Below are 15,330 nucleotides of genomic sequence, written 5' to 3'. Positions count from 1 at the left end.
CAAAGTTCTGGTTGTTAACATGGCCAATGTTGATTCCCTTCTTTTACTCCTTATTTACACCAACTACCACGGTGCCAATCTTCAGGGAGATACTGAATTCCACAATATGTTTGGCAGCTTTCCGCAAGTAGTCGGTGATAAAATTTTCCCGGGATACGGCAAGGGCAGCCAGCTTGTAGGTTTCACTCTTAATGTTGTGCAGGTCTTTAATCGACTGCAGTCTGGCTCTTTCTTTGTTATACCACTGGTTGGCGGCCTTGAGTTGCTTGCCGTCAATTAATAAGACATGCCCGGTGGTGGATGCACAGGCAGCCAGGTTATCTACACCCAGATCTATGCCAAGGATGCGGTTGTTATCCAGGGAAGGCAGCACTACTGGCTTGTCATGATAGATATACTCCACTTCAAAGAAGCGGGCCTTATGCGCCGGATTGATGCGTACCGCCCGAATACTTGTTTTATCTAATCGCTCGGGAAACGGAAACCGGATGTCCCTGGCCTCCGGGTGGTCTTTTTTGAACACGTTTGATAGCGGCAGTTGCAGGTACCCGGTATTTATGGTTATTGCGTTGGTTGACAGTACCAGTTGAAAGTAGCCGTCTTTTTTCAGGTAGCGTGGGATGCGGACTTTCTCTGCCGGGTACTGGCCCTTAGCTGCTAACCTTTTCAATCCGAGAAAGCTTTTGAAACTTTGGGTAGCTACCCGGATAATCTGCTGGGAAACACCGGCCTGCAGCATCTTAAAGTTTTCGTTGGTTTTGCACAGGGCACAGTTTTTGGCGTAGCTTAGAAGCTTGCCGGTGACAAAGTAGTGCTGCCGTATGTTGTACAATGCCACATTGTACAGGTTTTTGGCATACCGGCAGAGGTTTTGCAGTAGAGCATATTGCTCTTTAGTTAGATGTTTAATACGGTTCTTTTGGGTTGCAAACATTTGGTTTCACCTCCCCTCTATGTAGAGATTTAGTGTCTTATACTTTCTTCTGGTTCTCAATGTACTGTTTAATAATTTCTAACGGGGCACCACCTACTGTAGCCACAAAATAACTGTTAGTCCAAAGGGTAGGCAGCCTTTGTTTGAGCCTTGGAAACTCCTGACGTAGTATTCTGGATGTTGCCCCTTTGACTTGTTTAATTAAGCGATGGATACCGTACTGTGGGTCTACTTCAACTAACAGATGAACATGGTCGGGCATAATTTCTAACTCCAGGATTTCTGATTGATGTTCGCTGCAAATCTGATGTATCAACTCCTTTAGTCGAACATCTACACCTTGGGTTAGCACTTTACGACGATATTTAGGACACCATACTACATGATATTTACATGAGTACACTACATTGTTGTTAGATTTATATTCCATGATATTATTATACAACATGAAGCTATATAACTAAATAGCAAGATTGCATAATTATCGGGCTTCGCCCGATGGCCCTTATATCCCCATGGCTGAAGACAGGGGCTTTACGGGCCGTCCCGGTAATATTGAGGTGTTTTTATATTACATAAATACAAATCTGTTTTAACAAAATCAATATTGTTTATTCTTTGTTGCTATTGGTAGCTCCTTTAGAGATTTTGTCGTAATATGTCGTATGGCAAAAATATTTTACTATAAGTCAAAAACTGCGGTAAATACAACAAACCCCTAGAGAATATCTCCAGAGGTTTATATTGTATTATTTATACAGTTCCATCAAAACTGCACAGCGTGAATATTAAGGTCAAGCGTTCGACCTATTAGTACCGGTCAGCTAAACACATTACTGTGCTTACACACCCGGCCTATCTACCTGGTGGTCTTCCAGGGGTCTTATTCTTGCGAAGGGAAACCTAATCTTAAGGTGGGCTTCGCGCTTAGATGCTTTCAGCGCTTATCCCTTCCGGATATAACTACCCGGCATTGCCGCTGGCGCGACAACCGGTACACCAGTGATCCGTCCATCCCGGTCCTCTCGTACTAGGGACAGCTCCTTGCAAGTTTCCTGCGACTGCGATGGATAGGGACCGAACTGTCTCACGACGTTCTGAACCCAGCTCACGTACCGCTTTAATGGGCGAACAGCCCAACCCTTGGGACCTACTACAGCCCCAGGATGCGATGAGCCGACATCGAGGTGCCAAACCTCCCCGTCGATGTGAACTCTTGGGGGAGATAAGCCTGTTATCCCCGGGGTAGCTTTTATCCGTTGAGCGACGGCTCTTCCACTCGATACCGCCGGATCACTAAGCCCGACTTTCGTCCCTGCTCGACCTGTATGTCTCGCAGTCAAGCTCCCTTTTGCCTTTGCACTCTGTGAGCGCGATTTCCAACCGCGCTGAGGGAACCTTTGGGCGCCTCCGTTACTTTTTGGGAGGCGACCGCCCCAGTCAAACTGCCCGCCTGACAATGTCCACCGGCCTGATTCAAGGCCGTATGTTAGAACTTCAATACTGCAAGGGTGGTATCCCAACGTTGACTCCGCCAAGGCTGGCGCCCTGGTTTCTCAGTCTCCCACCTATCCTGTACATGCAATACCAAAATCCAATATCAAGCTGCAGTAAAGCTCCACGGGGTCTTTCTGTCCTATCGCAGTTAGCCGGCATCTTTACCGGCAATTCAATTTCACCGAGCCCCTCGTTGAGACAGTGCCCAAATCGTTACGCCTTTCGTGCGGGTCAGAACTTACCTGACAAGGAATTTCGCTACCTTAGGACCGTTATAGTTACGGCCGCCGTTTACCGGGGCTTCAATTCAAAGCTTCGAGTTGCCTCTGACCTCTCCTCTTAACCTTCCGGCACCGGGCAGGCGTCAGCTCCTATACTTCATCTTAGCGATTTAGCAGGAACCTGTGTTTTTGGTAAACAGTCGCTTGGGCCTTTTCTCTGCGGCCTCTTCACGCTCCGAATGTTAAATCTTCACGCTAGTGAGGCACCCCTTCTCCCGAAGTTACGGGGTCATTTTGCCGAGTTCCTTAACGAGGGTTCTCTCGCGCGCCTTAGGATTCTCACCCTACCTACCTGTGTCGGTTTGCGGTACGGGCACCAATTAGTCTCGTTAGAGGTTTTTCTTGACAGTATGGGTTCAACCACTTCGGTACTTGTTTTCCCTCCCCATCACTTCTCAGGCTTTGTGTCAGACGGATTTGCCTGTCTGACGCCCTACGAGCTTGGACGCGCTTTTCCATCCGCGCGCTTGGCCTACCCTCCTGTGTCACCCCATCCTGATAACGACTTTTGGTGGCATAGGATTTTCAACCTATTGTCCATCGCCTACGCCTTTCGGCCTCGGCTTAGGTCCCGGCTTACCCTGGGCGGACGAGCCTTCCCCAGGAATCCTTAGGTTTTCGGCGGGCAGGATTCTCACCTGCCTTTTCGCTTACTTATACCGGCATTCTCACTTCCATACGCTCCACCGCTCCTTACGGTACGACTTCGCCGCATATGGAACGCTCCTCTACCCAGGAGGACAAATTTTAGCTGTACTCTACAGAGTATACTTAGAATTTGTCCTCCTGCCGTGGCTTCGGTGACATGCTTTAGCCCCGTTACATTTTCGGCGCAGGGCCACTTGACCAGTGAGCTATTACGCACTCTTTGAATGGTGGCTGCTTCTAAGCCAACATCCTGGTTGTCTGTGCAACCCCACATCCTTTTCCACTTAGCATGTCTTTGGGACCTTAGCCGACGGTCTGGGCTGTTTCCCTTTTGACTATGAACCTTAGCACCCATAGTCTGACTCTTGAGTATTCTTTAATCCGGCATTCGGAGTTTGATTGAGTTCGGTAACCGGTGAAGGCCCCTAGCCCAGTCAGTGCTCTACCTCCGGATTTTTTTCTCAAGGCTAGCCCTAAAGCTATTTCGAGGAGAACCAGCTATCTCCGGGTTCGATTGGCATTTCACCCCTACCCACGTTTCATCCGCCTCCTTTTCAACGAAGGTCGGTTCGAGCCTCCACTTTATTTTACTAAAGCTTCACTCTGAACATGGGTAGATCACCCGGTTTCGGGTCTACTCCAATGGACTTGCCGCCCTGTTAAGACTTGCTTTCGCTTCGGCTCCGTCTTTTCTGACTTAACCTTGCCCGTTAGATGTAACTCGCCGGTCCGTTCTACAAAAAGTACGCCGTCACACTTTTAACGTGCTTCGACTGGCTTGTAAGCATACGGTTTCAGGTTCTTTTTCACTCCCCTTCCGGGGTGCTTTTCACCTTTCCCTCACGGTACTAATCACTATCGGTTGCTGCAGGTATTTAGCCTTGGGAGGTGGTCCTCCCTGTTTCCCACGGGGTTCCTCGTGTCCCGCGGTACTTGGGATCCACTCTAAACTTCTCGCCTTTTCGCCTACAGGGTTATTACCTTTTATAACGGGCCTTTCCAGGCCGCTTCGGCTAAAGCAATGGTTTGTGATGAGTGTCCCGCTACCCCTAATCTGCAAGCAGTTTAGGTTTTGGCTGGTCCCTTTTCGCTCGCCGCTACTCGGGGAATCGCTGTTGCTTTCTTTTCCTCAGGGTACTAAGATGTTTCAGTTCCCCTGGTGCCCTCCTATAACCTATGGATTCAGTTATAGGTGACGAGGGTTTGCCTCGCCGGGTTGCCCCATTCGGATATCCACGGATCGTTGCCTGCTTGCGGCTTCCCGTGGCTTTTCGCAGCTTGCCGCGTCCTTCTTCGGCCTGCAGCACCTAGGCATTCGCCGTATGCTCTTTTTTGCTTGACCTATTTTTTGCGCTTGAGAGTTCTATTTTGTTAAATAGAGCTTTCTTTTGCTTCACGCTGTGTAGTTTTCAAAGAACTTTTTTGCCGGTTTTTATCGGCAGAATGTTATTTTACTCTTTGTTTTAACTCAAATCAACAGCTAATTTCTGGCTATTGATTATGTGTTAGAAAAAACCCCTATTAGGGGTAAATTTAGTTTCCGGCAACGTCTTACTCTCCCAGGGGGTATCCCCAAGTACCATCAGCGCTGAAAAACTTGACTTCCGTGTTCGGTAAGGGAACGGCCCCTGAAAGGGTTCTCGTGCCCCGAAGGTGTATATGACCTCTTCGCTATTGCCACCGGAAAAAGTCTCTCAAAACTAAACAGTTTGTCGATGGATGTCGACCAATATTGAGAAGTGGGATTATTTGTTGGTTATGAGAGTTCTCTCTATCAACTACTAAACCACCAACATCCAATATCCTTAGAAAGGAGGTGATCCAGCCGCACCTTCCGATACGGCTACCTTGTTACGACTTCACCCCAATCACCGACCCCACCTTCGACGGCTCTCTCTCTTGCGAGTTAAGTCACCGGCTTCGGGTGTTGCCGACTTTCGTGGTGTGACGGGCGGTGTGTACAAGGCCCGGGAACGTATTCACCGCAGTATGCTGACCTGCGATTACTAGCGATTCCGACTTCATGTAGGCGAGTTGCAGCCTACAATCCGAACTGGGACCTGTTTTTAGGGGTTGGCTCTACTTCACAGTTTCGCTTCCCTCTGTTCAGGCCATTGTAGTACGTGTGTAGCCCAAGACATAAGGGGCATGATGATTTGACGTCATCCCCACCTTCCTCCGTTTTGTCAACGGCAGTTCTGCCAGAGTTCCCACCTTTATGTGCTGGCAACTGGCTGTAGGGGTTGCGCTCGTTGCGGGACTTAACCCAACATCTCACGACACGAGCTGACGACAACCATGCACCACCTGTCTCCGTGTGCAAGTAAACTTGCAAGACCATGTTTCCACGGCTGTCACGGGATGTCAAGCCTTGGTAAGGTTCTTCGCGTTGCGTCGAATTAAACCACATACTCCACCGCTTGTGCGGGCCCCCGTCAATTCCTTTGAGTTTCAGTCTTGCGACCGTACTCCCCAGGCGGAGTGCTTATTGTGTTAACTGTGGCACCGAGGGGGTCGATACCCCCGACACCTAGCACTCATCGTTTACGGCGTGGACTACCAGGGTATCTAATCCTGTTTGATCCCCACGCTTTCGCGCCTCAGTGTCAGTTACAGGCCAGGAAGCCGCCTTCGCCACTGGTGTTCCTCCTAATATCTACGCATTTCACCGCTACACTAGGAATTCCGCTTCCCTCTCCTGCACTCAAGTCTACCAGTTTCAGAAGCAGTCTCCAGGTTGAGCCCGGAGTTTTCACTTCTGACTTAATAAACCACCTACTCGCCCTTTACGCCCAGTAATTCCGGACAACGTTTGCCACCTACGTATTACCGCGGCTGCTGGCACGTAGTTAGCCGTGGCTTCCTCTTATTGTACCGTCATTTTTCCTTGCTGTTTACAAGAAATCTGTTCGTCCAATATCACAGAGCTTTACAATCCGAAGACCTTCTTCGCTCACGCGGCGTTGCTCCGTCAGGCTTTCGCCCATTGCGGAAGATTCCCCACTGCTGCCTCCCGTAGGAGTCTGGACCGTGTCTCAGTTCCAGTGTGGCCGGTCACCCTCTCAGGCCGGCTACCCATCGTCGCTTTGGTGGGCCGTTACCCCACCAACTGGCTAATGGGACGCGGATTCATCTGTAAGCGGCAGCATTGTAAAGAGGCCACCTTTTCTCTTCTCACCATGCGATAAAAAGAGGTTATCCGGTATTAGCACCGGTTTCCCGGCGTTATTCCTGTCTTACAGGCAGATTATCCACGCGTTACTCACCCGTCCGCCACTAAGTTAAGGAAAAAGTAAACTCTTTTCTTAACTCCGTTCGACTTGCATGTGTTAAGCACGCCGCCAACGTTCGTCCTGAGCCAGGATCAAACTCTCCGTTAAATATGTGAAAAGTTTGATTGCTCATTAAAATTTGGCTTATAGATTTTCGTTAAAAGTTAAAACTTTTGACGAGGTATGTTTAATTTCATCCATCTTACACTGTTTAGTTTTCAAAGACCTGTTTGTCCGCCGGTTTTCCGCCGGCAAGAATTCATTTTATCAGGTCTTGTCCTCTCAGTCAAGAACCAGTTTTTGTTATCGCCACCGCAGCGGCGGCAATATGTATCTTACAGTAATTTAAAGTATAAATCAATAGGTAATATCTGAAAACAGATATTACCTATAACTGCCACTATTGAGCAGCTACTACTATTCCTAATTGAGAATTAAACGATGATTGATTCTTATATCGGGGCTAACCATTTCTTAATTTATAGTTTTTAGGTTTAAAAAAAATATATCTCCCTCATCGACCGCTCATTGAGCACTCAAGTATTTCAATGCTTTTTGGAGCCTGAAAAAGCAGTAACAACTCCAAGTGCCAGATAAATACCACCAGAAAGATACCTCTGTCCCCTTTGCAAGTTACCCCGCCGTTTCAGCCATTTTCCCAACGTACCAGCTAACAACGCATAAATGCTGTCAGTACAAATTCCAAGACCAACGAGCGTTAACCCGAGAAGGAGTGTTTGTTCCCAGATATATCCCCGAGACATATCAACGAACTGAGGAAGAAACGCAAGAAAAAAGAGCGCGGTTTTTGGGTTTAAAACTGCTACGAATGTTCCTTGGACAAATATATTTAATAGTCTTTTACGTTCGACTACCGTTGGAACGCGGTCGTCATTACCCAATAGCTGTCTTATGCCAAGATAGATTAGATAAGTAGCACCAAAACATTTCACTATGTTAAATGCAACAGCCGATGAGGCTAAAATAGCTGATAAACCAGCTGCAGCGCAGGCAACGAGAATTATACTCCCCAGCGCGTTACCAAAGACTGACACAAGACCTGCCTTTCGTCCTTGATCAATGCTACGGGTCGTTATATAAAGGACAGAGGGGCCAGGTACCATTAGTAAAACTAATGCAGCCATAACAAATAATATAAAATTATGAAGATCTATAATAGCTAAATTCCTTCTTTCGGTGAGATATTATAAAACAATTATCAATTAAAATCTGAGTGCTTCTTATAGCGTAGCGCCACAAACATGAAAACAAAATAGGAATAGTACAAAACAACACTCATTTAATTGCTGTCCTTAAAATATTCTCATTTATATCATCATATGATTTGCTTGAAGAAGTAACAGTGGCCTGAACCACAGAAATAAAGTTCTTATCGGGTATTACATTTACTTCCTGACCTCCACCCCCCCTGCATACATATTTGCCGGGAAACAGCCACCAGAGATATCCATAAGAATAATTCCCTGTTGATGAACCGATAGAAACATTTATGAACGAAGGAGTTGTAGCTCTCCTTACAAAATCGGAAGATATGATGGTTTTCCCATCAATACTTCCATTACTAAGAAATAACAGACCAATCTTAGCAAGATCTCTTGCAGATAAGTCTGAATTTTCTTCGCCTTTCATTACTGTATAAGAAAACCCACACGGGCTCTTTGGCCATTCATCACTTTTTATATTAAGGGGAGCATATAGATACTCTTTAGCAATATCATAGGCAGTTCCTCTACATGCCTTACCAATCAAAGCAGAGAGCAGCATTACATCCCATTCTTTATATTCAAATTTCGTACCCGGAACACTATCCATTGCTATATCAGCTATATGAGCTGTCCAGTCATTAGTTCTCATCATTTGTGACATCATCGGACAGTGATAATGTATCCCGCCATTCCAATATATACCTGATGACATTGTAAGCAAATGGCGAATAGTAATCAGTTTATGATAAGGATGTAAATTACGTGCAAATTCCGGCAGATATTCCCGAATAGGCTCATCAATACTTTTTATCAGCCCTTTATCAAGGCAAATACCGGTTACAATTGAAAGAATACTTTTCCATATGGATTTTATGTTGTTTCTGCTGTTCTCATTAAATCTGTTATAATATTTCTCAAAAACTATTCTCCCATTTTTTAAAATTAGAATACTGTTTACCAGCCTATACCTCTTTCGCTTAATGTAATCATCAATCTGGTTCAAAATGCTGCTATCCATGTTTTCGAAATGTTGTTTCGAGTCCACCATAAACTGAGCACCGGAAAATAATAAATAACGTCGTTTTCCCTCTTCGAATAGCGTATCGAATGCAAGACTTGATTTTCCACTGCCAGAAACGCCTGTAATGACAGTCAGCTTATTTTGCGGGATCCGTATGTTTATATTCTTTAAATTATTTATTCTTGCACCTTTTATTTCAATAAATTCTTTCATGGCAACTCCATTGATATCAACTTTTTTAATAACATTGTATCATTTTGATGATTAACACGTTAGACATTTATAGTTATTTCTGATAATGAAAAAGGAAGCCGGATCAAAATATGAACCCATTAGCAAAAAACAACTGTACCTTTTTCAATTTTAACATTTTCCTTAAAATTTTTTTCTTAATCGTTTCTCACACTTACCCAGCTAATTTACGTTTCGTAATCAAAAGATATACGCTAGGTACCACAATTAAAGTCAGAACGGTGGAAAATATTAAACCACTGATGATGCTCACCGCCATAGGTCGCCACAGACTACCACCCGTTATAGCCATAGGCAGGAGTGCGCTCACTGCTGTAGCTGCAGTTAAAAGTATTGGGCGCAGGCGAACTTTTCCGGCTTCCAATATAGCCCCGTAAAGAGGCAACTCTTGTTTTAAGCCTACCTCAATAAACTCCACCAGCATGATACCATTTCGCACCACTATACCCGACAGGCTAACCACACCCAACAAGGCCATAAATCCCAACGGCGTTCCGGTTACATACAAACCCAGGACAGCTCCGGAAATAGCCAGAAACACAGACAAAAGAATAACAGCCGGTTTGGTCAATGAATAAAACTGTATGGCTATAATTACATATATCAACAATAAAACAACTATAGATAATTTACCAATTTTAGCAAAGGCTAAGTCACGCTCTTCGTTCTCTCCCCCATATTCTATCTTATAATCTTTGGGTATAGGAATAGCTGCGATCTTGGCTGAGGCCGCCTTAATAATGTTATCCGGAAGTGTACCATCCGTGTACGCACGGGCATTGATTACCCTTTTCAAGTTGTGCCGGTTAATAGTTCCCGTATTCCAGCCGACATCCACCGTGGCTACCTGAGCCAATGGGAGAATGGAACCAGTTTTCCAGGAAGGCACCCAAATGCTGCTCATATTGGATAGGCTGGCATCCTCGGCTTCACTGGTACGGAGCACTATCGGATAAAGTTTATCTCCCTTGCGATAATTGCTGATTTCCAATCCGTCCACAGCCATGCGAACCGAATTGGCGATATCTTTCTCCGCTACTCCCCAACGGGCGGTAAGCTCCGGTGAAGAGTTCACCTTGACAGAATAGGTATCCGAGCCCATATCGTCATGGACATTGACTGTACCAGGGACTTGTTTTAAAATATCTATTACCTGATCTGCCAGCGTGCGGAGTTCGGATAAATCATCTCCTTTTATGCGAATGGACACAGGCGGACCTACCGGTGGGCCCTGCTCCAATTCCCGCACCGTTACTCTGGATCCGGGGATAGCACCGGTTAATTCGCCGCGCAGCTTTGCTGCCAGTTGATGTGTCTCTTTAGGCTCTTGGTTGGAAACTACCAATAGTTGAGTTAAGGTTTCCCCACGCCCACCAGAAAGCTCATTATAATAAAATTTTGGAAGCTGGTGGCCGATATAAACAAATACTTCCTTAACACCGATCTGCTCCTTAACCTTTCGGACTACCTGCCCGACCACTGCCTCAGTCTCATGTAAGCTGCTGCTTTTTGGTGTGTTAATATCAATGATAAACTCAGATTTCTCAGCATAAGGAAAAAACTGAATACCCATAATAGGTATCAACATAAATGTAGAGGCACTGACCAAAAGGGCTACCGTTACCGTCAAAAAAGGCAACTTGAGGCATTTAGACAGCAATGCTTCGTACCAGGTGCTTAGTCTGTTCAGGAAGGGACCTAACGGCCCGCTCTGTCCGAAGGCCTTTTCCCTGATGTTTTTTTTCACTCGACCTGCAGTCCAGTAACGCATAATGGGCACCAACCATAAGGAAACAACCATAGAAGCCGACATGGTTACAGCTACAACCAAAGGCAAGGAGCGTATAAACTCCCCAATATTGCCCCGCAACAGGATCAGCGGAATAAAGCCTGCCACAGTAGCTATGGTGGATGTCAAAATTGATACTGCTACTTCCCTGGTACCGCTCAGAACTGCTGTATATCTGTCTGTTTCCAGTAAGATATGCCGTTCGATATTGTCATTCACCACTATGGCATCATCTACTAAAATACCCAGGGCTATAATCAAAGCAGCAAGAGACATCTGTTGTAAGTCTACGCCCATAGAAGCTAATGGACCAAATCCAACAGCCACTGAGACTGGGATGGCCAAAGCCGTCATAACCGCTGTTTGCCAATGCAACCCCAGTACACATATAAGCAATACCATGCCCATACCAGTAAGCAACTCGCGCCATAACTCATCAAATTTCTTTTTCACACTTTCAGACTGGTCATAAACGCTTTGGACTTCTACGCCGGAAGGAAGATCCTTTTTCATTTCCTTAATCTTTGCCTGCACTTTTTCATTAACATCAAAAACGGTATGCCCCTCCTTAGGAAAAATGGCCAAGGCTACTGCTGAATTGTCACTGCTTTTAACCAGGACGTCATTACGAGCGTGTACGAGTTTCACCGAGGCGACATCTTTGACCTTAACCGCAGTTCCACCAACCGGTTGGTAAATAATCGTATCCTTTATTTCTTCCAGGTTACTATACTCACCAGACGGCTCCACCATGAAACCCGTTTCTCCCTCTCGCAAGGTACCGCCTGGTATACTGACATTACGTTTTTGCAAGGCATCAGCCAGGTGAGTCCAGCTTAACCGTCTGGCAGCCAGTGCAGACGGATCCAAAATTATCTGTACCTGCTGTTCGGGTAATCCCATTACCTCAATTTTTTCAACACCCGGTACTTGTTTAATAGAATCCTTCCAGTCATCTGCAATTTCCCTGATAGAAGCAACCGGCAAATTCGCAGGAGGGATCAGGTGAATAATCAAGCAGCTTGTTTTGTTTACTTCGTCATTTACCTCTGGTTCACCGGCTCCCGAGGGTAAAAGTAATCTAGCCTCGTTTACCTTCTGACGCATATTATCCCAGGCTTTTTTCTGGTCCGATTCCGGCGCTATCTCTACCATTATATTGGAAAAACCGTTGGCTGAACTGGAAGTTATCTTACTGACTTCTTTCAACTCGTCTATCTTCTCTTCTAAGGGCTTTGTAACCAAAGCCTCCACCTGTTCCGGGCTGGCGCCGGGATAAACGGTCTGTACCTGAGCCATGAAAACTTTGATTTGAGGATCCTCGAATCTGGGCATATTGATAAAACTGATTATTCCGAGAATTACGGCCATAATAAAGAACATCAGAGTTATCTTGCGGTATTTTAATCCTGCTTCAATCAGCCCCAATTTATTTCACCTCCACCCGCTCACCCTCCCTGAGGTTCTCGGGCATCGTTACAACAATCCTGTCGCCTGCTTTTATACCCTCAATTACCCTGACTTTCTCGCCTGATAAAGATCCTAATTTCACATTGCTGCGCTTCACCGAATTATTTGTATTGAGTATGTATATATACTTTAGTTCTTCTCCATAACTGACTACAGCTTTAAGGGGGACCCACAGGCCCTTCTCGGACTCTATTCTATGCTCCACCGTAACTACCTGGCCCGGAATAAATTCATTTTTCGTATTAGCCACTGCCAATTCAATTTCAAAGCTACCGGTATCTCCCTTAGCCTCCGGGCTGACTTTGTACACCGCCGCATCATATTTATGACCGTTTTGAGCAAATACCACAGCTCTTGCATTTTCTCTCCAGGCATTAATCTGATCAGAGGGAACGGTGATTGCCACTTTAACCCTGTCTGTCTGGCCCAAGGTCACTACAGGCGTCCCGACAGCCACCATTTCACCTTGCTCAATTAGCCTGTCCAAGATAATGCCGGCAAAAGGCGCCGATAAGGTGCTGTGTTCCACCATTAAATTGGCCTGTTTGAAAGCGCTTTCGGCCTGTCCGGCTTTGGCCAGTGCAGCTTTGTGTTGATCCCTGGCATCGTCCAAATCCTTCTGGGAAATAGCAGACTCACTGAATAACTGCTCATACCTGTCAAGATCACGCTTAGTTCGCTCGGTGTCCACCGCAATCAAAGACATTTGGTTTTGAGCAGCTTCAACCTGTACTCTATAGTCGGCGTCATCCAGCTGTGCAATAACCGTACCGGCAATCACCCGGGTACCAAGTTCAAGGGGTCCCTGATTAACCTTTCCCGCTATCTGAAAGGAGAGATTCGCTAATTTCCAGGGCTTAACAGGTCCCTTAGTTTGCAGCATACTTTCAACAACTGACAGTTTTACTTCTTCAACCACCACCTTGGGAACAGGCTGAGTCCTGGTAGTTGGACTCTCTTTGCAGCCGGAAACAATCACAGTAAGTATGGCCAACAAAACGGCTAGCAAGCTTCTCATAATGACCCTCCCCATCTCCCCACTGAGAACGGCTCACAGTTTGCTACTTCTCAGTTTCTTCTTGGATAGTTGCCAGTGTCGCATCGCACCACTCGATCATCATCGTGGCTAAACGAATACCAAAATTCCGTGTCATCTCCCAGTACATTGCATCCTCCACAGCACCTGTAATATTCTTGTATTTTTCAATCAGCAAAGGACACTCCTCTTCATAACGTTGCAAAAGATTGGCGTGATGCTCTCGCCATGCCTGCAAATGCGCTATAAGAAACCTTGGCTCGGTCTTAAGACCTAAAAAAATCTTAATCAGTATGGAATAGCGCATTTCAGGAAATTCAGGCGTTTCAGCCAGCCAACGCTGAAATTCCTCCAGCCCGGCGTCAGTCACCGTGTACACTTTTCGGTTCGGTTTACCATCCTGGTACTCAACAGCAACCGTTAGTAAACCCTCTGCTTCCATCTGGTTCAGTGTACGGTAAATCTGGGGCATTGTAGAGTTCCAAAAGAAATGGATTGATTCATCAAACATCATCTTTATATCGTAACCTGTTGATGGAATGTACTGCAGCAACCCCAATAGAGCATGAGTCAGTGACATTTTACGCCCTCCTATATTAATGATTTCATATGTTATTATGCACATAGTATATCGTGCATATAGCTATAAGTCAACCAATTAGACTATTTTGATCCAAAGAGTTATTCTGCATTTGCAGTTCCAGGCATCCTGACAGCCAGCTCTCTGAGTAATCCGCTTGTATGCCGAAGGTGATGCTATATTTTTTGAAACTATTTAACTTTAGAAGATCGGCTAAGCCAAGCCGTCATAATAAAATGGTGGCTCCTCACGGACAATAAAAATCAGCTTCGAATACATGGAAACCTCCTATTCCAAAGCCGTCACTTGATTATATTTTTCTATTTAGATATGACTCATTGTCTGCCAAATGACGGCTTTTTTTATATGACGTCTGGCAGTTTAATGCCATCGTGAATTTAACCGTCAATTTTGCGAACAGGAATCCATATCTCACTTTTATAATCTGGTTTACTAGTATCAGGAGTTTCATTCCACAATAGCTCAGGCCCCCCGGTCAATTCATATCCCGATGTTGGGAACCATTCAGCGTATATTTTAGCCCATGTGTCCTGAATAGCATCCGGGAAAGTACCAATCACTTTAAATACCGCCCAAGTGGATGCCGCAACATGCAAGATGTCATAGTCCTTTGAAACCATTTTGGAAGTTGCTACTCCAATATACTGGTCAAGCTCGGAGCCTTCTGTGGTACGCTCGTGAAAATTTGAGGAAACACTGAGCATTCCTTTAGGCTCCACATCGCATAGGCCTTTTAGCTCAGTAATAATTTGAGAAGTTAGTTTTTGTACCAATGAGTCCATCTGTGGATTGATGCCTTTAAACTGCATTGTAATCCTTTTCTTAAATCCAACAATATAAAAGTCGTCTTTTTCGACAATACGATAGTTCATTTCCATTCCTCCTCTAATTGTTAATTGGAAAGTCATTGGAGACAGTACTTTAAGTTCAACATTTTCTTTTTTGGCTTGCGATGGGGTTATTCCATGCATCGCTTGAAAAGCTTTACTAAAAGCTTCAGGTGATTCATAGCCAAGCTGCAATGCTAAATCAACGACTTTTACTGATTCAGTCTGCAACAGCATTCCTGCCACTGACAGTCGCCTACGGCGAATATATTCACCTAACGGCATTCCTGCAATAAAAGAAAACATTCTGCGAAAATGGTATTCTGAACAACCAGCTATGCGCGAAATCTGATTTAGCTCAATATCGCACATCAAACTTTTTTCAATATATGCCATAACTTCATTAAATTGAGCTAACATATTCATCCTTAATTCCTCCTTCCAGAACAATCATACCTAAGTTTTAAGATAATTTC

The 15,330-nt window shown here is 45.3% G+C and carries 8 protein-coding genes, 3 rRNA genes and 1 pseudogene; all 12 read right to left on the bottom strand.

The window, feature by feature from the left end; translation table 11 throughout:
• Nucleotides 1-43: 43 nt before the first annotated feature.
• Nucleotides 44-934, bottom strand: coding sequence for an RNA-guided endonuclease InsQ/TnpB family protein (locus DTOX_RS09480; protein WP_052292926.1), 891 nt, complete (start codon nucleotides 932-934; stop codon nucleotides 44-46).
• Between the two features lie 37 nt (nucleotides 935-971).
• Nucleotides 972-1,382 carry an IS200/IS605 family transposase gene (tnpA, locus tag DTOX_RS09475; RefSeq protein WP_015757473.1) on the bottom strand — a complete coding sequence of 137 codons (411 nt, stop codon included), beginning with the start codon at nucleotides 1,380-1,382 and terminating at the stop codon, nucleotides 972-974.
• A gap of 342 nt (nucleotides 1,383-1,724) precedes the next feature.
• Nucleotides 1,725-4,702, bottom strand: a 23S ribosomal RNA gene (locus tag DTOX_RS09470).
• A 196-nt stretch (nucleotides 4,703-4,898) separates the two neighbouring features.
• A 5S ribosomal RNA gene (rrf, locus tag DTOX_RS09465) occupies nucleotides 4,899-5,045 on the bottom strand.
• 124 nt (nucleotides 5,046-5,169) lie between these two features.
• Nucleotides 5,170-6,740: ribosomal RNA gene (locus tag DTOX_RS09460) — 16S ribosomal RNA — on the bottom strand.
• Together the 16S, 23S and 5S rRNA genes form the textbook arrangement of a ribosomal RNA operon.
• Before the next feature lie 437 nt (nucleotides 6,741-7,177).
• Nucleotides 7,178-7,756 (bottom strand): LysE family translocator, encoded by a 579-nt coding sequence (locus DTOX_RS09455; RefSeq protein WP_242652613.1) that lies wholly within the window; start codon nucleotides 7,754-7,756, stop codon nucleotides 7,178-7,180.
• Nucleotides 7,757-7,928: 172 nt separating this feature from the next.
• Nucleotides 7,929-8,876, bottom strand: a complete 948-nt coding sequence (locus DTOX_RS09450; protein WP_042317016.1) for a serine hydrolase — start codon at nucleotides 8,874-8,876, stop codon at nucleotides 7,929-7,931.
• Between the two features lie 51 nt (nucleotides 8,877-8,927).
• A pseudogene (locus DTOX_RS25110) lies at nucleotides 8,928-9,092 on the bottom strand (serine hydrolase domain-containing protein); the annotation flags it as partial.
• A 193-nt stretch (nucleotides 9,093-9,285) separates the two neighbouring features.
• Nucleotides 9,286-12,348 carry an efflux RND transporter permease subunit gene (locus DTOX_RS09445; RefSeq protein WP_015757470.1) on the bottom strand — a complete coding sequence of 1,021 codons (3,063 nt, stop codon included), beginning with the start codon at nucleotides 12,346-12,348 and terminating at the stop codon, nucleotides 9,286-9,288.
• A 1-nt stretch (nucleotide 12,349) separates the two neighbouring features.
• A complete protein-coding gene (locus DTOX_RS09440; protein ID WP_015757469.1) occupies nucleotides 12,350-13,408 on the bottom strand; it encodes an efflux RND transporter periplasmic adaptor subunit in 1,059 nt (352 codons plus the stop codon).
• Nucleotides 13,409-13,451: 43 nt separating this feature from the next.
• Nucleotides 13,452-14,006, bottom strand: a complete 555-nt coding sequence (locus DTOX_RS21465; RefSeq protein ID WP_015757468.1) for a PadR family transcriptional regulator — start codon at nucleotides 14,004-14,006, stop codon at nucleotides 13,452-13,454.
• Between the two features lie 398 nt (nucleotides 14,007-14,404).
• The gene (locus DTOX_RS09430) at nucleotides 14,405-15,280 is read right to left on the bottom strand and encodes an AraC family transcriptional regulator (RefSeq protein ID WP_015757467.1); all 876 of its coding nucleotides are present in this window, start codon (nucleotides 15,278-15,280) and stop codon (nucleotides 14,405-14,407) included.
• Nucleotides 15,281-15,330 lie beyond the last annotated feature (50 nt).

The sequence above is a fragment of the Desulfofarcimen acetoxidans DSM 771 genome (assembly GCF_000024205.1).
In the GTDB taxonomy this organism is placed as follows: Bacteria; Bacillota; Desulfotomaculia; order Desulfotomaculales; family Desulfofarciminaceae; genus Desulfofarcimen; species Desulfofarcimen acetoxidans.
Note: the sequence above shows the minus strand (reverse complement) of the source record. Positions and strands in the feature narration are given on the sequence as shown.